The following is a 19,307-nucleotide window of genomic DNA, read 5'->3' as shown; positions in this document are numbered from 1 at the left end:
GAAAGTGTATATAATATATATCCTATATTATATACTATATACACCTATGTTAACATAAAAATGATTCCTAATTATTTGATATTGAGTGTATAACGTAGTGCTGACAAGGTATGAAAGCGTATAAAATATTTTGTTCCAGTTAGAAATGTACATATATATAAAGAAAAAAAGGAAAAAATGAACCAATTCATGTTCGTTTTTTCCTTTTTCCTATTATTCACCTTCTGCAATTAGCATCGATGTGTTACCTTCTTTTTCAAGATGGCATTCGCCCCAAGAACAAAGAGAATCAAGAATGGATTCTAAAGACCAACCGTAGTCGGTAAGAGAATATTCTACTTTCGGTGGGACTTGGTTGTATACTTTTCTTTGAATGACCCCGTCGTCTTCTAATTCACGTAATTGCTGTGTTAACATTTTTTGTGTAATACCAGGCATGGAACGTTTTAGTTCACTCGTTCTCTTTGTACCTTTCGTTAAGTGACAAAGGATAACAACCTTCCATTTTCCGCCGATAACTTCTAAAGTCGCCTCTACAGGAATATTGTATTTCTTCATATGAAATCCTCCCTTTGTAAGTAAAATAAGTTAAATCATACAAATGTTACTTTTTAGTACCTATAGCACTTTAAAGTACGTACTTTTTATTATGTTAAATATGTTTCATAATAGCACATGTAAGAGGCAAATGAGTAGTACGGTACCAAAAAGTGACTATGTTACTTTTTAGTGCCTATCGTACTTTAAAGTGCGTTCTTCAAAAAAGGAATGAAACCATTCATAATAGCATTTGTAAGTATGAAATATATTTTTTAGAAGATAAAAGGGCCTTTTTATCATACTATTATGATTGGATTTCTTGTAATAAGGAGGAATTCAATTGAGTTCATATACAGTACCATCTTCGGAAGCTCAGACGAGCCGAAGAAGTATGTTTGCTTTATTAGCGCTAGCAATTAGTGCGTTTGGGATTGGTACGACCGAGTTTATTAGTGTCGGTTTACTACCATCTATTTCAAAAGATTTAAATGTTTCGGTTACAACAGCCGGTTTAACGGTTTCCTTATATGCGTTAGGAGCAGCGGTAGGAGCTCCTGTTTTAACAGCGTTAACGGCTAGTATGTCGCGAAAGACATTATTAATGTGGATTATGGTTATTTTCATTATTGGTAATGGCATTGCGGCGGTAGCAACAAGCTTCACTGTATTAATTATTGCAAGAATTGTATCTGCGTTTGCACATGGTGTGTTTATGTCAATTGGATCTACAATTGCAGCTGCAATCGTACCAGAGAATAAACGTGCTAGCGCAATTGCGATTATGTTTACTGGATTAACAGTTGCGACTATTACTGGTGTGCCAATTGGAACATTTATCGGTCAACAATTTGGCTGGAGAGCGTCATTTATGGCGATTGTTGTAATTGGAATTATTGCTTTCATCGCAAACAGTATACTCGTCCCATCTAATTTAAAAAATGGTGTACCTGTATCGTTTCGTGATCAATTTAAATTAATTAAAAATGGAAGACTATTACTTGTTTTCATTATTACTGCACTTGGATACGGCGGTACATTCGTAACATTTACGTATTTATCTCCGTTATTACAAGAAGTAACAGGATTTGAAGCAAGTACTGTTACTATCATTTTATTAGTATATGGAATCGCAATTGCGATAGGGAATATGGTCGGCGGAAAATTATCGAATCATAATCCGATTCGAGCGCTATTTTACATGTTCTTGATTCAAGCGATTATATTATTTGTTTTAACATTTACAGCGCCATTTAAAGTAGCTGGATTAATCACAATTATTTTCATGGGACTATTCGCATTTATGAATGTTCCGGGGCTACAAGTATATGTAGTTATATTGGCAGAGCGCTTTGTTCCGAGTGCGGTTGATGTTGCTTCAGCAATTAATATTGCCGCATTTAACGGAGGGATCGCTTTAGGTTCTTATATAGGTGGCCTTGTAACGAATTCATTAGGATTAATCCATACTGCTTGGGTAGGTGGCCTTATGGTAGTAGCCGCTGTTATTTTAACAGCGTGGAGCATGACATTAGAAAAAAGAGATCAAGTAAAATAAAAGGAGAGAAAATAAAATGAAAAACTTACAAAGTAAAGCAGTATTAAATAACGGTGTAGAAATGCCTTGGTTCGGTTTAGGTGTATTTAAAGTAGAAGAAGGACCAGAACTTGTAGAAGCTGTAAAATCAGCAATTAAAGCAGGATACCGCAGCATCGATACAGCTGCAATTTACGGAAATGAAAAAGCTGTAGGTGAAGGAATTCGTGCAGGTATTGAAGCGACTGGTATTGCAAGAGAAGAATTATTTATTACTTCAAAAGTATGGAACGCAGATCAAGGGTATGAAACAACAATCGCTGCATACGAAGAGAGTCTAAAAAAATTAGGACTAGATTATTTAGATTTATATCTTGTTCACTGGCCTTCAGAAGGAAAATATAAAGATACATGGAGAGCGCTAGAAACACTTTATAAAGAAAAGCGCGTACGTGCAATTGGTGTAAGTAACTTCCAAATCCATCACTTACAAGATGTAATGAAAGATGCAGAAATTAAACCAATGATTAACCAAGTAGAATACCACCCTCGTTTAACACAAAAAGAACTACAAGCTTTCTGTAAAGAACAAGGTATTCAAATGGAAGCATGGTCACCACTAATGCAAGGTCAATTATTAGATAACGAAACATTACAAGAGATTGCTGAGAAACACGGTAAAACAACAGCGCAAGTTATTTTACGTTGGGATCTTCAAAATGGAGTAATCACAATTCCAAAATCAACGAAAGAACACCGCATTATTGCAAACGCAGATGTATTTAACTTTGAATTAACGAAAGAAGATATGGAAAAAATCGATGCGTTAAATCAAAATCATCGCGTTGGTCCAGATCCTGATAACTTCGATTTCTAAGATTAAGGTAAGAAAAAAGAGTGCTTAAAAGCACTCTTTTTTTTTGCATAAAAATAGTTTCTAAATAAATACTACTTAGTATTAAGTTTGTTATTAAGGGGCTGTAAACATGAATATAAAGCAATCGTTCAAACTTTTAGCTATGTTTTTAAGTGTCTTATTTGTATTATTCCCACTTCAAAAAGCATTCGCAGAAGTTATGGATCATACAAAGTATGAAATGAATTGGAGTTATAGTAAGTCAAAGAAGAAACCAATTCGAACAGAACTTATTAAAACGGCAGATGGAAAAATTGCATTTTGCTTAAATGTAGATTTAAAATCTCCGAGCGGTCAAGATTTACCAGAAATGGGTAAAGTGGATATTAATGTGTACCGTGTACTATTGAATGGATATCCACAAAAGAGCCCACAAGAATTAGGAGTATCTGATTGGAGAGAGGCGCATTACGCAACGCAGCTTGCAGTATGGAATGCGTTAAAACAAATTGATGTTAATGATTTAGATTTCCGAAATAAAAATGTAGAGAAAGTAACAAAAGATATCGTTGCAAAAGCAAGTGCTAGTGAAGAACTACAAGAAATTACGATGAGTGTAACTCCTACAGAAGAACAAGAAGCAGTCTTAAAAAATGATTTCTTTGAAACAGGCTTATATACAGTAGAAACAAATGCAAAAAGCGGAACGTATAAAGTGCAAGCAACAGGTGCACCAGCGGGCGTGAAATTTGCAAATGAAAAAGGCGAAACAAAAACAGAATTTAATGTAGGAGAAAAGTTCCGCATTTTAATTCCGAAACAAACACCAGCTGGTGGATTTAGCTTTAAAGTATCAGGAAATTTAACGAAATTACAAGGGATTGCGCATAAAGGTACACCGACTATTCAAAATGCAGTAGTATTACTTGAGCGTAGTGAAGAAAAAACAAGTCCAGAGTTAGCGGTAAGTTGGAAAAAGGCTGAGGCTCCAAATAAGCCATATACTCCAAATGAACCGCATAAACCGAATCAAAAGAGATAATGAGAAAGCATTGGCGTATGCCAATGCTTTTTCATATGAATTCTTTAAAGGTATATCAAGATAATAATTAATCGAGTGAAACACTATTTTAACGTTTGAAGAAGTATTTAAAAATAATAAAATATGGAGAAATCTAAACGTTACAATAAATGGATTTTATTCACGAAATTGTAACATTATTCTAATTAGAGAGGCTATCAAACAAAGTGTAAAGCGTGTACAATTCAGTTGGAAAAACTACCTATAGATGGTCATATATGAAGAAAATGTAAAACTCTATTGTTGTTCACATTTTTAGATGTATAGATGACAATACTGAAAAATATCTTTTACTATTCTCTTTTTTATGTAGCAAGAGAACTCATCACAAATAGAGAGAAGTGAGGAGGGCATATTACATAAAAATTTTACAATGTAAGAAAGCGAATACATGGGGGGAAATGCAGTAGTAATAGATACAGGTGCGCGAGGTGTTAGTCTATTCATTAAATATTTTCATAAAAATAATAGGATTTTTGATTAGATGAATATATAGAGTGGTTTGCCTAAAAAAAGGACAGGGGACACAGATTATGTCAAAGCAAAAAAAGAGTAGGGTATTAGTAGCTGGTATATGTATATCTACATTATTATCACCAGTAGCTTTCGAAGCATCAAAAGGATATGCGGCGCCTTTGGAAGAGAATAAGGGCGGGCAGTTGGAAGAGAATAAATTTGAGCAGAGAGTATTCCAGTTGCCGGGGAAAGGTAGCGTAGAAGAAGAAAATAATCGTTTAAGAGTTACTTGGAAACTTTCCGCTAATGAACCGACTGGAATTTATGCAGAGCCAAATGAAGAGATTACAATTGACATAAAAGGAACGCAGTCTATCCAAGCTTTTATTGGAACGAGATCTTATGATGAAAAGGACCCAGAGGAGTTTGATTTAAAACCAGGAAAAAATGTTATTTCATCTTCAAGAGGCGGTATTTTATATTTTTATAATATGAATAACGAAGGAGAAGTAACAGCTTCCGTTACAAATGGTGGTAGTCACTTTCCTTTATTTATTTTAGGTAAGCATACGAAAAAAGATTGGGATGAAATGTTAAAAAAATATAAGGATCCTTATGCAGTTGAATTAAAAGGTGAGAGAAGCTTAATTACTACTACTTACGATTCTGTGCAGAAATATATGAAGAATACGGATCCAACAGATTTAATGAAATTGCATGATAAGATTATCCGTTTAGAAAACGCAGTGGCAGGATTATCTGAGGACAGTGTTGGGGTTGCAAAATCTCCAACTCATTATGTTCAGTTTGTTGAAAAACGGAAGCCTGCTAAAGGGGACTTTATGTTTGCGAAACATTATCATACAGGATATATTCCAACTGCAATGAATAGAGTTTTAGATATAGAGGTACTTGAGAAGGATGGATGGGGACCGTGGCATGAAGTTGGTCATTTACATCAGCAAGAACCGTGGAAGTGGTCTAAAGTAAGGGAAGTAACAGTAAATATTTACTCATTAGCTGTTCAAAAGGCGTTAGGGAATCAATTAGAAATGGATGAGCACTATAAAAACTCATTTGAGTATTTAGAGAAGCCTAAAGCAGAAAGATTCATTGATGACATTAATCCTCTTACAATGTTTTGGCAATTAAATGTAGTGTATGGAGAACATTTTTATCCTAGGTTACATCAAGCTTATCGTTTGTTACCTCAGAGTGAAATGCCTCATTCTGATGAAGAGAAAAAGCAGCTATTTATTTATATGACATCAAAAGTGGCAGGGCAAAATTTAATTCCTTTCTTTGAGGAGTGGGGATTAACACCAAATGATGATATTAGAGAGAAAATAGAAAAATCAAAGTTACCTAAATTAGAAAAGGAAATCTGGAAAGCTACAGATAGTAATGATATTCGTGAGAAGCAAGTTGAACTGTATAAGGTTCCGTATGGTGAACCTGCTAATGAAGTACAAAATCTTTTAGTTGGTACAGATTCTGACGAGAATGAAGCAAGTAAGCTTGTTCGAAATTTAGGTGAGAATGTAAAAGTAACAGGAAAGATTGTATGGCCTAAATTAGAGAATGGGAAACAGGAAGTGTTAGTAGAAATTGGGGATGAGAAAGGAAATAAAAATTCAATTCCTGTCCAAGTTAACGGATTTTATGATGACAGTATAGTTTTTCAAGGACTTTCAGATGATGTAATGTCGACAGTGACACTTCACCACAATAAGAAGAAATTAAATGTAAACTTTACTAATAATGAAATACATTACCGTTTTGAAAAAGAAGAATATATGGGCTTAACGCTATATGATCGAAATGGGATTGAAAAGAAACGTGTATCAGCAGAAGGACAAGAAACGGGAAAAAGATTTGCGATGGAACTAAATGAATTGGATTTTGAATATGGTGATGTAATAAAAGTATTCCACGCAGAACCAAGCCGTTTGAAGTGGTTTAAAAATAACGAACTTGTAGATCAAGGAAAAGTTAAAAATAAAAAAGAGAAATTATTCCAAATAACTGAGCAAGGGTTCGAATTAAAAGATAGTTTACAAGAAGTGACGGCGAAACTGCAAAAAGTAGTAGTCGGAATGGATGTAGACAAACTAGATCCGAAAGAATTCGTACAAGTAAAAGATGGAGAAGTGGTTGGTTTTGTAGAAAAACCAAATACATCAAAAATTGGAGAACAAAAAGTAAAAATAGAGACGAAGGATGCTTTTGGAAATAAGAAGATAACAGAAGTGCCGCTTGAAGTAATTTATGGAGATAGTTTAGTATTTCATGCTAATGATAATGCAATACGTTCGGTTGTAACATTGCAACATGATAAAAAGGAACTGCACGCAACGTTTACAGGTAATCCTGTTCATTATCGTTATGTAAATGAAGAGTATATGGGGATTACGCTATATGATCAAAATGGGAACACAAAAAAGCGTGTAACAGCGGAAGGACAAGAAACTTCAAAGAAATTTGCGGAGCAAGTGAGTGGAATGCAGTTTGAATATGGTGATGTAGTAAAAGTATTCCATGCAGAACCGGACCGCTTGAAATGGTATCAAAATAATAGCCTTGCTGGCCAAGGTAAGGCGAAAGTAGAAAAAGAATTATTCTTCAAGGTAACTGAAAAAGGCTTTGAAAGAATGGAAACTTTACAAGAGGTAAAGGCAGTACCACAGAAGGTAGTAATCGGAACAGATGTAGAGAAAATAAATGCAAAAAACTTTGTTGAAGTAAAAGATGGAGAAGTAGTTGGATTTGTAGAAAAACCAAATACAACAAAAATCGGTGAACAAAAAGTAAAAGTAGAAACGAAAGATCGATTTGGAAATAAGAAAGTGACAGAAGTTCCTCTAACAGTAACATATGGAGATAGCCTACTTGTATATGGGCTGAGCTATAGAGATGGTGACTTGAAATCAATTGTAACTTTGCATCATGATACGAAAAAACTGAGTGCGACAGATACAAAGAATCTAATTCATGATTACTTTAAAGATGAAAAGTATTTTGAATTCACATTGTACGATAAAGAAGGAAGAGTGAAGAAAAATATAGCAGTAAAAGGTTTAGAGAATACGCAAGAATTTGCTAAGGAAGTAAATGGAATTGCATTTGAGTATGGAGATGTAGTGAAAGTATATCATGCGGAATCTTCTCGTTTACATTGGTATCAAAAAGATGTATATGTGGGCGAAGGAAAAAGTAAAGAGATAAAGGAATTAGTCTTCAAAATAACTGAAAATGGATTTGAAAGATTAGACGGTGAGCAAACAGTAAAAGCAAATCCGCAGCAAGTAGTAATCGGAACAAATAGAGAAACGCTAGACGCGAAGAACTTTGTTGAAGTACAAGGTGGAGAAGTAGTAGGTTTTGTAGGGGAAATAGATACGACAAAAATTGGTCAGCAAAAAGTGAAAGTAGAAACGAAAGATCGATTTGGAAATAAGAAGGTGACGGAAGTTCCTGTAGAAGTGACATATGGGGATAGTCTAGTCTATCAAGGTGTGTCCGATGTTACACGTTCAATTGTTACGTTAAACCACGCTGAAAAGAAATTACATGCAACATTTACAAATGAGGAGATTCATTATCGCTTTGTAAATGAGCAGTATATAGGCCTTACGATTTATGATCAAAATGGAAATAAGAAAAAGCATGTAACGGCAGAAGGACAAGAGACTTCAAAGAATTTTGCTGGGCAAGTAAATGGAACGGCATTTGAGTATGGAGATGTGCTGAAAGTATACCATGCGGAACCGAGTCGTTTGAATTGGTACAAAAAGAATGAGTTAGTTAAAAAAGAGGATGCGATGAAGGGGCAAGAAATATCCTTTAAGATTACTCAAAATGGATTAGAGCAAGTGCAATAATAAGAAAAAGCTCGTAAAACATTATGTTTTACGAGCTTTTTTTATTATTCAGCTTCAGAAACTACTGTGAAGCGTTCGTTTACATGTTTTGGATTTTCGATTTCATCAAGTGCTGCAACTGCGAAGTCTTCATAACTTACGTAGCTATCACCTTTTGTGTTCACAAGCAGGTTGTCTTTACCAACTTTATAAGAACCAGTGCGTTTTCCTAATGCGAATAGTGCAGAAGGGCTGATGAATGTCCAAGTGATATCATTTGTTTGTTGTAAGATTTCTAAGTTTTTACCTTGGTTTTGAGCTGTTGCAAGGTATTCGCCTGGGAAACCTGGTGTCTCAAATACACGTGTTGTTTTCTCTTCGTCTACAAATAAGCTTCCAGCGCCACCAACTACAAGTAATTTTGTGTTAGGTGCACCTTTCATCGCTTCAATTAGTACGTTTCCTGCATCTACGTGAAGGTGTTCTTGTCCTGCTGGAGCACCGAATGCATTTACAACTACATCGAATGCTTGCAAGTCGTTAGATGTAAGAGAAAATACGTCTTTTTCTAAAACTTTTACGTTTTCTTCTGTAATTTTTGCAGCGTTTCTTACGATTGCAGTTACTTCATGTCCGCGATCCAATGCTTCTTTTAAAATACGACTTCCTGCTTTACCAGTTGCTCCGATAATTCCGATTTTCATAATAAATCCCTCCAAAGTGTTTTGTTAAAGTGTATATCTGAAAGTAAATGAATTTGTTGTAATTAGGTTTGTTACAACCTGTTGTAATCATTATAGTTACAGGTTGGTATTTTTGTCAATAGGGTTGTTTGTGAATTTATTTTTTGTTTTAGTATGCACAGTTAGAGGGAGGGTAGTCAGTCATAAGGACATTGTTACTGTGAACCTGGCTAATATTTGGAAATTGCAAATTGTCGAAAAATGTTGATTTTTGAATGTTTTTTAAATATAATTCGTTTTATGGAGAAAAGGAGGGGTTAATTGTATGAATATTTTAGAGCAATTTATTTCATCAACAAATACAATTCTTTGGTCATATATTCTTATTGCAATGTTAATTGGTTTAGGTCTTTATTTTTCTATTAAATTGAAATTCGTACAAATTACTCATTTAGGGGAAATGGTTCGACTAATGAGTGATGGATTAACTGGAAAGACGCGTAAAAAAGGTAGTGTATCTTCTTTCCAAGCGTTTTGTATGAGTTCAGCAGCTCGTATTGGTATCGGTAACTTAGCTGGTGTAGCATTAGCTATATCTATGGGAGGACCTGGAGCTGTATTTTGGATGTGGGTTATTGCGATTATCGGGGCTTCTTCAAGTTTCGTAGAAAGTACGCTTGCCCAAATTTATAAAGTAAAAGATGGCAGTGGCTTCCGTGGTGGTCCTGCTTATTATATGGAAAAAGGTTTAAATAAACGTTGGATGGGAATTTGGTTTTCTATCCTTATTACAGTTAGTTACGGTTTAATTTTTAACTCAGTACAAGCGAATACAGTAACATTAGCGTTTGAAAATGCATTTGGTTTAGAGCGTTATATTGTTGGTATTGTATTAGCTGCATTAGTTGCGGTTATTATTTTTGGTGGTGTAAAAAGTATTGCACGTATGTCGGAAATGATTGTTCCGCCAATGGCGCTTGTTTATATTGCGGTAGCTATTTTTGTTGTCATTAAAAACTTCTATTTAATACCAGATGTGTTTACGGAAATCTTTAAAGGTGCATTCGGTTTAGATTCAGCTGTAGGTGGCGGTATCGGTGCTGCGATGAAATATGGTATTCAGCGCGGATTATTTGCGAACGAAGCAGGTATGGGTAGTGCGCCGAACGCGGCAGCAACAGCTGATGTAACGCATCCAGCAAAACAAGGTTTTATTCAAACGATCGGCGTTTTAGTAGATACATTCTTAGTATGTACATCAACAGCATTTATCGTACTATGTTCTGGTGCATATAAAGCAACAAATTTAGAAGGTATTGAATTAACGCAAAATGCATTAAGCTCACAAATCGGCCCATGGGCAAGTAGCTTCTTAGCGATTATTATTTTCTTATTTGCATTTAGTTCTCTTTTAGGAAACTACTATTATGGTGAAACAAATATTGAATTTATTAAGCAAAGCAAAACGTGGTTAACAATTTACCGTATTGCGGTAGTTGGAATGGTATTATTCGGTTCTGTTGCGACGCTTCAAGTTGTATGGAATATGGCAGACTTATTTATGGGTCTAATGGTAATCACGAACTTAATTGCGATTACACTTCTTGGCCGATTTGCGTACGCGGCATTAACAGACTATGTAAGGCAAAAGAAACAAGGGAAAGATCCAGTCTTCAGTGCAGATTCTATTCCTGGTTTAACGAATACAGAGTGCTGGGATAAGCCAGTGGTAACAGATAAAGAAAAAGCAGTGTAATTGAAAAGGCGAGCATCGAGGTAAATTCGATGCCCGCCTTTTTTGTTGTAGTAAATGATGAAAAGGGTGAGAGGTAATTATTAATATAACTTTTTTGTTTGTTTCTCTCGTTATTTGTGGGGAACGTACTGTTTTAAAAGTATGGCTGGTCGAATAGGATAAGTTATTAAGTATTGGATAAATGCATGTAATGGCTATATTTTCATGTAAAAAAACACGTATGTTAAAAGAATTAACGTACTGATGTTATAAAACCTAACATAAAGTTCTTGATTACTAAAAGTTTTTAGAATATAATTTTCTTATTGTTAGGAAGAGGGGGCAATGCAATTATGGATTTTTTAGCTAAGGTAATTGGGGATATAAATAATATCCTTTGGTCATATATCATTATTGCGATGTTAATTGGGTTAGGGCTCTATTTTTCATTTCGTGTGAAATTTGTCCAAGTTCGTTACTTCGGTGAAATGATTCGTTTGCTTGGGGATGGGGCAAGCTCGAAAACGAGGAAAGCGCAAAAAGAGAAGAGCGGCGTATCATCATTCCAAGCGTTTTGTATGAGTACAGCTTCTCGTGTAGGTACTGGTAACTTAGCTGGTGTAGCTATTGCGATCTCAGCAGGTGGTCCAGGAGCAGTATTTTGGATGTGGTTAATCGCGGTAATTGGGGGTGCTTCTGCATTTGTAGAGAGCACATTAGCGCAAATTTATAAAGTAAAAGATGGGAATGCATTCCGTGGGGGCCCAGCGTATTATATGGAAAAGGGTTTAAAGAAACGCTGGTTAGGTGTTGTGTTCTCTGTTCTAATAACAGTAAGTTTCGGATTGATTTTTAACGCTGTACAGTCTAATACTGTAGCGGCTGCCTTTGATGGGGCGTTCAAAACAGATAGTAGATTAGTAGGTCTTGTTATGGCTGGTTTACTTGCAGTTATTATTTTCGGTGGAGTAAAACGAATTGCTCGCGCGGTTGAAATGATTGTTCCAGTAATGGCAATTATTTATGTAGCAGTGGCATTATTCGTTGTTGTAACAAACATTACGGCAATTCCATATGTATTTAAAGAAATTTTCTTACATGCTTTCGGAATTAAAGAAGTAGTAGGCGGAGGATTAGGAGCTGCGATTTTATTAGGGGTAAAACGTGGGTTATTCTCAAATGAAGCAGGTATGGGTAGTGCGCCGAACGCAGCAGCGACTGCAAACGTAACGCACCCAGTTAAACAAGGTTTCATTCAAACTTTAGGGGTATTTACTGATACATTATTAATTTGTAGTTGTACAGCATTTATTATTCTTTTATCAGATGTGCATAATGCAGCTGATTTAAACGGAATTCAATTAACGCAGCAGGCGTTAAGTCAACATATCGGTCCATGGGCTTCTATATTTGTAGCAGTGGCAATCTTCTTGTTTGCGTTCAGTTCATTAGTAGGTAACTACTACTATGGTGAAACAAATATTGAATTCTTAAATGGAAGTAAAGTGCTATTAAATGCATACCGCATTGCTGTACTTGGTATGGTTATGCTAGGATCTGTAGCGACAATTCAAATCGTTTGGGATTTAGCAGATTTATTTATGGGAATTATGGCTGTTATTAACTTAGTAGCAATTGTATTCCTTTCTAAGTATGCTTTCGCAGCGTTATCAGATTATATTAAGCAAAAGAAACAAGGGAAAGATCCAGTCTTTTATGCGGAGTCTATTCCAGGTTTGAACAATACAGAGTGTTGGGATGAGTCAGCGGTAGCTGATAAAGAAAAAGCGGTATAATGAAAAGGGCATCAAGTGAAACTTGATGCTCTTTTTTTGTTTTATTCAACTATTTGCAGATAGTAAAAGACGAACATTCATAGACATTTTATAATAAAATGTAATTTTTTAAAGAAAAGTGCGGATATGATTTGTGATTTGTGTTAGAATGGAAAATGCCTTTGAAATAAGAGGTTTTATGATCTTTCCTATCCGATTGAAGATTTTGGAGGAGAAATGGAAAGTTCGGATTATTTCTTGTTTTGAATGGTCAGACGTTCAACGTTAATGAAGAGTTAAATGGAGGATTTTATTAATGAAGTTTGTTATGTTCCTTGTAGGATTACTCGTTGTATTTGTACTCGGTTTTCTTATAAGTGCCGATCGAAAGAAGATTAAGTATAAACCAATCGCAATTATGCTTATTATTCAGCTAGCATTATCTTATTTCTTATTAAATACGCAAGTTGGTTATATTTTAGTAAAAGGAATTTCAGATGGATTTGGCGCACTTCTTGGATATGCGGAAGCTGGAATCGTTTTCGTATTTGGTGGTCTTGTTAATAAAGGAGAGGTTTCATTCTTCTTAACAGCGTTATTACCAATCGTATTCTTTGCGGTTTTAATCGGAATTCTGCAACACTTTAAAATTTTACCGATATTTATTCGTGCTATTGGTACGTTGTTAAGTAAAGTAAATGGTCTAGGAAAACTAGAATCATATAACGCAGTAGCAGCTGCCATTGTTGGACAAGCAGAAGTATTTATTACAGTAAAAGATCAATTAAGTAAAATCCCAAAACATCGTTTATATACATTATGTGCATCTTCTATGTCGACAGTGTCGATGTCAATCGTTGGTTCTTATATGAAAATGATCGAACCGAAATATGTAGTAACAGCACTTGTATTAAATTTATTTAGTGGTTTCATTATCATTCATATTATTAACCCGTACGATATTACAGAAGAAGAAGATACACTGAAATTAGAAAATAAGAAAAAACAATCATTTTTTGAAATGCTGAGCGAGTACATTATGCTTGGTTTCACGATTGCGATTACAGTAGCAGCTATGTTACTTGGTTTCGTAGCATTAATTACAGCAATCAATAGCTTGTTTGACTCAATGTTCGGTATTACATTCCAAGCTATTTTAGGATATATTTTCTCACCATTAGCATTCGTAATGGGTATCCCGCAAGCAGAAATGGTAACAGCGGGACAAATTATGGCAACAAAATTAGTATCAAACGAGTTTGTTGCGATGCTTGATCTTGGAAAAGTAGCTGGTGATTTATCGGCTCGTACAGTTGGTATTCTTTCTGTATTCCTTGTATCATTTGCGAACTTCTCATCTATCGGAATTATTGCAGGTGCAACAAAAGGTATCGATGAAAATCAATCAAATGTTGTATCATCATTCGGTCTACGCCTTGTGTACGGTGCGACGTTAGTAAGTATTCTATCAGCGATTATCGTTGGTGTTATGTTATAAAAAAAGGATGGCTCTAGCTCATAGCTAGGGCTATTTTTTTATGGTAAATTTACATGAAAAAACCAATTAATTAGGAATATATTAACATATAAAAATCTTTTAAAATTTATATTGCATTTCGTCTAGATAACGCTTACAATTTGATTTGTAGGTGGTATCAATTTCAGACTTTCAAGTATGGTAGGAGAGAAGAAGCTACCTTTTATAAATTGCAATTTATGTAAACGCTTACTGATTTTAGATGACAGTTGAATAGTTTTAGGGGTTTTAAATTTTTTTAACAACAATGGTCAGACGTCATTCGTTATACGTTATACGACCAATAACTTGTGGGAGAAGTGGAGGATTCACATATGAAGTTCGTAATGTTTCTAGTCGGTTTACTTGTAGTGTTTGTACTAGGTTTCCTTATTAGTTCAGATCGTAAGAAAATTAAATATAAACCAATTGCACTTATGCTTGTCATTCAATTGGTACTTGCGTATTTCTTACTAAATACAAAGGTCGGATTTGTATTAGTAAAAGGGATCGCAGATGGATTTGGCGCTATTTTAAAATTTGCGGAAGCTGGGGTTAATTTCGTATTTGGTGGTCTAGCAAACGATGGACAAGCACCATTCTTCTTAACAGTATTATTACCGATTATTTTCTTAGCAGTATTAATCGGGATTCTGCAACATATTAAAGTTTTACCGATTATCATTCGTGCAGTCGGTTTCCTATTAAGTAAAGTTAACGGTTTAGGAAAACTAGAATCATATAATGCGGTAGCAGCTGCAATCGTTGGTCAAGGGGAAGTATTCATTACAGTAAAAGATCAACTAAGCAAATTACCGAAAAATCGTTTATACACACTTTGTGCATCTTCAATGTCTACAGTATCGATGTCAATTGTCGGTTCTTATATGAAAATGATTGATCCAAAATATGTAGTAACAGCACTTGTATTAAACTTATTCAGTGGATTCATTATCGTTCATATCATTAATCCATATGAAGTAAAAGAAGAAGACGATATTTTAGAATTACAAGAAGACAAGAAACAAACATTCTTTGAAATGTTAGGCGAATATATTATGCTTGGTTTCTCAATCGCTGTAACAGTAGCGGCGATGTTAATCGGTTTCGTGGCATTAATTACAGCAATTAATGGTGTATTCGATTCAATTTTCGGAATCACATTCCAAAGCATTTTAGGATACATCTTCTCACCATTAGCATTCGTAATGGGTATTCCAACATCAGAGATGTTACAAGCAGGACAAATTATGGCAACAAAATTAGTAACGAACGAATTCGTTGCAATGCTTGATCTTGGTAAAGTAGCTGGTGATTTATCAGCTCGTACAGTAGGTATTTTATCTATCTTCCTTGTATCATTTGCGAACTTCTCATCTATCGGAATTATCGCAGGTGCAACGAAGAGTATCGATGGCAAACAAGCAAACGTTGTATCATCATTCGGTTTAAAACTTGTATACGGTGCAACATTAGTAAGTATATTATCAGCGATTATCGTTGGGGTTATGCTTTAATAAATTAAGAAAAGCAATGAGCGTAGGCTCATTGCTTTTTTTGTTTAACTTGCTTTATCCAAGTCTCTTTTAAAACGTGGTTTCTCTAAATAAGTTCCCAGTCTCCACACATATTCCACTGGCCCCATTCGGTATTTCTGGAGCCAATAGGTGCTAACGAATAATTGAATTGTATAAATTCCGATGGTTAAAAGAATACCGAAGAAATAGCCGATTTTCCCGTATAAGCCAAATCCATATGCGTAAAAAATGGTTGTTGCGATAATAGATTGCGCTAAGTAATTACTAACGGACATTTTCCCCATGTTCGCCATGTATGTTAGTAGACGGGTTGCTTTTTTGTAATGGAATAATAAGATGATTGTGCTTCCGTAAAAGAAGGTCATAGTTACTGGTGTAAGGCCATCTTGTAACATAATTAAAACCGGGTGCTTTATGAACATAGCTAAGATTTTAATTGTAAAAGAGAAGAGACCGGTGGCAAACCATATTTTTTTGACAGCAGGTATATGTTTACTGACCTCAAATAGCCAGCCTTTTTTCCCTACATACATTCCGAGTAGGAACAGTGGAGACATAAAAATTATTGCGAAAACTGATATGAAAAATAATCCGAATGCACCTTCAATTCCCATGTAATCAAAAGGATTTTCAGTCAATCTAAAGTTGACGTGATCCATATAGCTTCCAGTTTGATGGACTTTATGTTCTTTTTCAGTATAAGGTGCGAAATCATTTATATTTGTAGATGGATCAGTTTGATAAGACATAAGTGTAATAAGTGCGAGTAGAATAATCGCCCAAATAAGCAAAGTTTTCGGTTTTCGATTAATGAATATCATTAAAAAAATCCCGATTATTCCGTATGCAAATAAAATATCTCCCTCCCAAACAAAAGTGCCGTGAATGTAGCCGAGTAGTAAAAGAATGATAATACGTCTTATGTATGTGGGGAAGAATTTTTTTCCTTTTGCGATAATACTTTTTTGTAACAAAATAATGCTAAGCCCAAATAGAAAAGAAAATAGGGATATAAAGTTATGTGTGCCGAAAAATTGAATAAACCAATTAGCACCTTTATCAAGATCGCCAAATAGATAAGTTGGTTTTTCACTGGTGAAGAACCCAACTTGAATTAATGTCATATTGACTAGTAAAATGCCAAACAAAGCGAAACCACGAATTGCATCAACAGCTTCTACACGTTGATTCATTTTTCCTCTCCTCGTATATTCGTTTTTATATTGAAAATAATACCATTTTATATCTGGCACTATGTCAAATATGAGGAAATTTAAGGTGATTTTAAGATAGAGAGCAAACAAAAAAATCACCTTAATACATGTATTAAGGTGATTGAAATATTACTCAGCTGGAGGCGTAAATGTACGTTTCTCTAATTCAGCATCTAGCATAAACAGTGCGTTTGAATCGCTTGTAATACGTTTTAGTTTTTGGATGATGCTATCGAATGAAGCTTCTTCTTCAACTTGTTCGTCAACGAACCATTTTAAGAATGTAATTGTTGCATGTTCACGCTCGTCCCAAGCGATATCAGATAAGTTGTAAATACGTTTCGTTACTTCACGCTCGTGCTCAAGTGCGACTTCAAAAGCGTTTAATACAGATTCGTATTCGTTATTCGGATTATCAAATCCAGTAATAATAGCGCGCTCTCCGCGGTCATTAATATAGTTGTAAAGCTTCATTGCGTGGAAACGTTCTTCTTCAGCTTGTACAAGGAAAAAGTTAGCGAATCCATCATAGCTCTCAGCTGTACAGTAAGCAGCCATTGCCATATAAGCATGGGCAGAGTAAAATTCAAAGTTCATTTGTTCATTTAATGCGTCGTGCAATTTTTTTGATAACATAAAATCCCCCTTAGTATTGTGACAAGAATATTATACCATAATTGATAATATTCTCATTTAGATACTTCGAACCTTTTTGAAAGCTTTGCGACGTGTGCGTCCATAATGTCTTGTAAGTCTAAATCATATTTTTGCGAAAGAATAATAAGGTTAGATAGTACATCGCCAAGTTCTTCTTTTAGTTCTTGTTTTAGCTCTTCTTCTGTTTTCGCATCTTCATCAGGGCGATCGCGGCCAATTTCAATAGCACGAACGACTCGTGAAACTTCCCCAACTTCCTCGGTTAAGAAATTTAAGCGAATAAAGGCATTATACTGTGACCAGCTTCGTTTTTCGTAAAATTCCTCAACCCATCTTTGAAATGCAACGATATCCATTTCTTCCTCATCTCCTCAATATGTTGTACAATGTCAATTGTATCATAACAATATATAGTTTCGGGGTGTAGGAATGAGAAAGATTTGTGTGTTTGCAGGTTCTAATTTAGGAGAGAGACCAGAATTCAAAGAGCAGGCAATTCAGTTAGGTAAAATGTTTGTTGAGAACGAGTATGAGCTTGTATACGGTGGTTCATGCGTTGGATTAATGGGAGAAGTAGCAAACGAAGTTCTTCGTTTAGGTGGACGTGTAACAGGTGTTATGCCGCGCGGTCTATTTCGAGGAGAAATTGTGCATACAGGATTAACAGAATTAATTGAAGTAGAGACGATGCATGAACGTAAAGCGAAAATGGCAGAGCTTGCGGATGCTTTTATCGCGCTTCCAGGCGGATACGGAACGTTTGAAGAACTATTTGAAGTTGTATGTTGGTCACAAATTGGTATACATAATAAGCCGGTTGGTTTATTAAACATAAAAGGTTTTTACGGACCAATTTTGCAAATGGTTGAACGTGCAGCAGAAGAAGGATTTATGAATTCATCAAATAAAGAATTGATCGTTTCAGCTGAGACAGCAGATAAACTAATTCATGCAATCCAAAATTATGAGCGTCCTGTTTTGGGAACGAAGTGGAAGCAACTATCATAGCAAATACGGAAACACATGTCGTTTTAATTTAAGATGGCATGTGTTTTTAATTTGGTTAAATATGTTAATGTTTAGATGTAATGTTTTGGGGAAAGGAGAGCTAGATGGAGGAGTTCGTATATTTACGTCCGGTTTTTAAAAGTATTTTAGCAGCGTCTATTCTTGTTATGCTAATTGTTTTGAGACAGAAGAAAGAGTTGATTAATGAATTTTCGCTTTGGTTTATCTCGGTATTGTGTATCGGTGTTTCAGCGATAACGTTGTTTATGTCCGGATTTATCGTTGATGAGTATAATCTAGGTGGAGATCCACAATCGTTTTGTATGTTTATTGCGATTGGTTGTATTAGTGGTCTGAATTTCATTATTTATTACAGAAGGCAATAAAAGAGGCATTCCATATTACTTTGGAATGCCTTTATCATTTTGATTGCTTTGTTTTTTATACAGGTACCAGCCACCCCAGCCGCCACCAATTGCTACGACAACGAGGAAAGCATAGTCCTTAACCTCGACACGTATATTGAAAATATTAGCTATAAGTAAGAGAATCCCAACTGTTATTAACGCAAAAAATGCTCTAATTAAGTAGTCTTTCAACTGAACCACTCCCGTCATTTAAGTAGTAAATGATGAATTTGGAAAAGCTAAAGGGTGTTTCCTATATTTTAACATAGATGAGATTGTAATATATTGATAAAAGTAGGGGAGAGGGGCGCTGATATTGTCGTGATTTGTCGGCAAATTGATATCCTTTGTCAAATCGTTGATATATTGCGGGTAATGATCGATATAATGAAAAAATCGTTGATATATTGCGGGTAATGATCGATATAATGAAAAAATCGTTGATAT

General features: G+C 35.1%; 16 protein-coding genes. 10 read left to right on the top strand and 6 right to left on the bottom strand.

Going from position 1 to position 19,307, the window contains the following annotated elements; all coding sequences use genetic code 11:
* Positions 1–213: 213 nt before the first annotated feature.
* Positions 214–558, bottom strand: a complete 345-nt coding sequence (locus BLT20_RS26545) for a winged helix-turn-helix transcriptional regulator (protein ID WP_000760481.1) — start codon at positions 556–558, stop codon at positions 214–216.
* A gap of 373 nt (positions 559–931) precedes the next feature.
* On the opposite strand from BLT20_RS26545, the gene BLT20_RS26540 reads away from it, so the two are divergent.
* From BLT20_RS26540 to BLT20_RS26520, 4 genes are all read left to right on the top strand, one after another.
* The gene (locus BLT20_RS26540) at positions 932–2,095 is read left to right on the top strand and encodes an MFS transporter (RefSeq protein WP_002026553.1); all 1,164 of its coding nucleotides are present in this window, start codon (positions 932–934) and stop codon (positions 2,093–2,095) included.
* Between the two features lie 16 nt (positions 2,096–2,111).
* On the top strand, positions 2,112–2,951 hold the full coding sequence (locus tag BLT20_RS26535; protein WP_000793532.1) for an aldo/keto reductase: 840 nt from the start codon (positions 2,112–2,114) through the stop codon (positions 2,949–2,951).
* 109 nt (positions 2,952–3,060) lie between these two features.
* A complete protein-coding gene (locus tag BLT20_RS26530; RefSeq protein ID WP_001022536.1) occupies positions 3,061–3,972 on the top strand; it encodes a thioester domain-containing protein in 912 nt (303 codons plus the stop codon).
* Between the two features lie 572 nt (positions 3,973–4,544).
* Positions 4,545–8,348 carry a putative mucin/carbohydrate-binding domain-containing protein gene (locus BLT20_RS26520; protein ID WP_000043241.1) on the top strand — a complete coding sequence of 1,268 codons (3,804 nt, stop codon included), beginning with the start codon at positions 4,545–4,547 and terminating at the stop codon, positions 8,346–8,348.
* A 44-nt stretch (positions 8,349–8,392) separates the two neighbouring features.
* Here the strand turns inward: BLT20_RS26520 and BLT20_RS26515 are convergent, their stop codons facing one another.
* Positions 8,393–9,031: an NAD(P)-dependent oxidoreductase gene (locus BLT20_RS26515; RefSeq protein ID WP_000689905.1), complete on the bottom strand. Its 639-nt coding sequence runs from the start codon at positions 9,029–9,031 to the stop codon at positions 8,393–8,395.
* Positions 9,032–9,335: 304 nt separating this feature from the next.
* On the opposite strand from BLT20_RS26515, the gene BLT20_RS26510 reads away from it, so the two are divergent.
* From BLT20_RS26510 to BLT20_RS26495, 4 genes are all read left to right on the top strand, one after another.
* Positions 9,336–10,766, top strand: a complete 1,431-nt coding sequence (locus tag BLT20_RS26510; RefSeq protein ID WP_001022930.1) for an alanine/glycine:cation symporter family protein — start codon at positions 9,336–9,338, stop codon at positions 10,764–10,766.
* 332 nt (positions 10,767–11,098) lie between these two features.
* Positions 11,099–12,541 (top strand): alanine/glycine:cation symporter family protein, encoded by a 1,443-nt coding sequence (locus BLT20_RS26505; RefSeq protein WP_000346371.1) that lies wholly within the window; start codon positions 11,099–11,101, stop codon positions 12,539–12,541.
* Between the two features lie 295 nt (positions 12,542–12,836).
* Positions 12,837–14,018 carry a NupC/NupG family nucleoside CNT transporter gene (locus BLT20_RS26500; protein ID WP_000673839.1) on the top strand — a complete coding sequence of 394 codons (1,182 nt, stop codon included), beginning with the start codon at positions 12,837–12,839 and terminating at the stop codon, positions 14,016–14,018.
* Between the two features lie 353 nt (positions 14,019–14,371).
* Positions 14,372–15,553 (top strand): NupC/NupG family nucleoside CNT transporter, encoded by a 1,182-nt coding sequence (locus BLT20_RS26495; protein WP_000673874.1) that lies wholly within the window; start codon positions 14,372–14,374, stop codon positions 15,551–15,553.
* Positions 15,554–15,597: 44 nt separating this feature from the next.
* Here the strand turns inward: BLT20_RS26495 and BLT20_RS26490 are convergent, their stop codons facing one another.
* The 3 genes from BLT20_RS26490 to BLT20_RS26480 all read right to left on the bottom strand — a co-directional run bounded on the left by BLT20_RS26490 (position 15,598) and on the right by BLT20_RS26480 (position 17,801).
* Positions 15,598–16,767, bottom strand: a complete 1,170-nt coding sequence (locus BLT20_RS26490; RefSeq protein ID WP_001076367.1) for a DUF418 domain-containing protein — start codon at positions 16,765–16,767, stop codon at positions 15,598–15,600.
* A 150-nt stretch (positions 16,768–16,917) separates the two neighbouring features.
* Positions 16,918–17,424: a ferritin gene (locus tag BLT20_RS26485; RefSeq protein ID WP_000949403.1), complete on the bottom strand. Its 507-nt coding sequence runs from the start codon at positions 17,422–17,424 to the stop codon at positions 16,918–16,920.
* Positions 17,425–17,477: 53 nt separating this feature from the next.
* On the bottom strand, positions 17,478–17,801 hold the full coding sequence (locus BLT20_RS26480) for a MazG nucleotide pyrophosphohydrolase domain-containing protein (RefSeq protein WP_000355744.1): 324 nt from the start codon (positions 17,799–17,801) through the stop codon (positions 17,478–17,480).
* An 88-nt stretch (positions 17,802–17,889) separates the two neighbouring features.
* Between BLT20_RS26480 and BLT20_RS26475 the strand changes: the two genes are divergently transcribed.
* Positions 17,890–18,453 carry an LOG family protein gene (locus BLT20_RS26475; RefSeq protein WP_002026558.1) on the top strand — a complete coding sequence of 188 codons (564 nt, stop codon included), beginning with the start codon at positions 17,890–17,892 and terminating at the stop codon, positions 18,451–18,453.
* 104 nt (positions 18,454–18,557) lie between these two features.
* Entirely contained in the window at positions 18,558–18,839 is a 282-nt protein-coding gene (locus BLT20_RS26470; RefSeq protein ID WP_000390910.1) for a hypothetical protein, read from the top strand.
* Between the two features lie 15 nt (positions 18,840–18,854).
* Here the strand turns inward: BLT20_RS26470 and BLT20_RS26465 are convergent, their stop codons facing one another.
* Positions 18,855–19,052, bottom strand: a complete 198-nt coding sequence (locus BLT20_RS26465) for a hypothetical protein (RefSeq protein WP_000656312.1) — start codon at positions 19,050–19,052, stop codon at positions 18,855–18,857.
* Positions 19,053–19,307 lie beyond the last annotated feature (255 nt).

Source organism: Bacillus sp. cl96, assembly GCF_900100505.1.
Lineage (GTDB): Bacteria > Bacillota > Bacilli > Bacillales > Bacillaceae_G > Bacillus_A > Bacillus_A cereus.
This window is presented reverse-complemented; position numbering and strand designations above follow the sequence as displayed.

Bases quoted from the DNA above. Each gene is read 5' to 3' on its own strand.
- BLT20_RS26470 (WP_000390910.1), top strand. From the start codon at position 18,558: ATGGAGGAGTTCGTATATTTACGTCCGGTTTTTAAAAGTATTTTAGCA.
- BLT20_RS26530 (WP_001022536.1), top strand. From the start codon at position 3,061: ATGAATATAAAGCAATCGTTCAAACTTTTAGCTATGTTTTTAAGTGTC.
- BLT20_RS26510 (WP_001022930.1), top strand. From the start codon at position 9,336: ATGAATATTTTAGAGCAATTTATTTCATCAACAAATACAATTCTTTGG.
- BLT20_RS26515 (WP_000689905.1), bottom strand. From the start codon at position 9,031: ATGAAAATCGGAATTATCGGAGCAACTGGTAAAGCAGGAAGTCGTATT.
- BLT20_RS26495 (WP_000673874.1), top strand. From the start codon at position 14,372: ATGAAGTTCGTAATGTTTCTAGTCGGTTTACTTGTAGTGTTTGTACTA.
- BLT20_RS26480 (WP_000355744.1), bottom strand. From the start codon at position 17,801: ATGGATATCGTTGCATTTCAAAGATGGGTTGAGGAATTTTACGAAAAA.
- BLT20_RS26540 (WP_002026553.1), top strand. From the start codon at position 932: ATGTTTGCTTTATTAGCGCTAGCAATTAGTGCGTTTGGGATTGGTACG.
- BLT20_RS26520 (WP_000043241.1), top strand. From the start codon at position 4,545: ATGTCAAAGCAAAAAAAGAGTAGGGTATTAGTAGCTGGTATATGTATA.
- BLT20_RS26545 (WP_000760481.1), bottom strand. From the start codon at position 558: ATGAAGAAATACAATATTCCTGTAGAGGCGACTTTAGAAGTTATCGGC.
- BLT20_RS26505 (WP_000346371.1), top strand. From the start codon at position 11,099: ATGGATTTTTTAGCTAAGGTAATTGGGGATATAAATAATATCCTTTGG.
- BLT20_RS26500 (WP_000673839.1), top strand. From the start codon at position 12,837: ATGAAGTTTGTTATGTTCCTTGTAGGATTACTCGTTGTATTTGTACTC.
- BLT20_RS26535 (WP_000793532.1), top strand. From the start codon at position 2,112: ATGAAAAACTTACAAAGTAAAGCAGTATTAAATAACGGTGTAGAAATG.
- BLT20_RS26490 (WP_001076367.1), bottom strand. From the start codon at position 16,767: ATGAATCAACGTGTAGAAGCTGTTGATGCAATTCGTGGTTTCGCTTTG.
- BLT20_RS26485 (WP_000949403.1), bottom strand. From the start codon at position 17,424: ATGTTATCAAAAAAATTGCACGACGCATTAAATGAACAAATGAACTTT.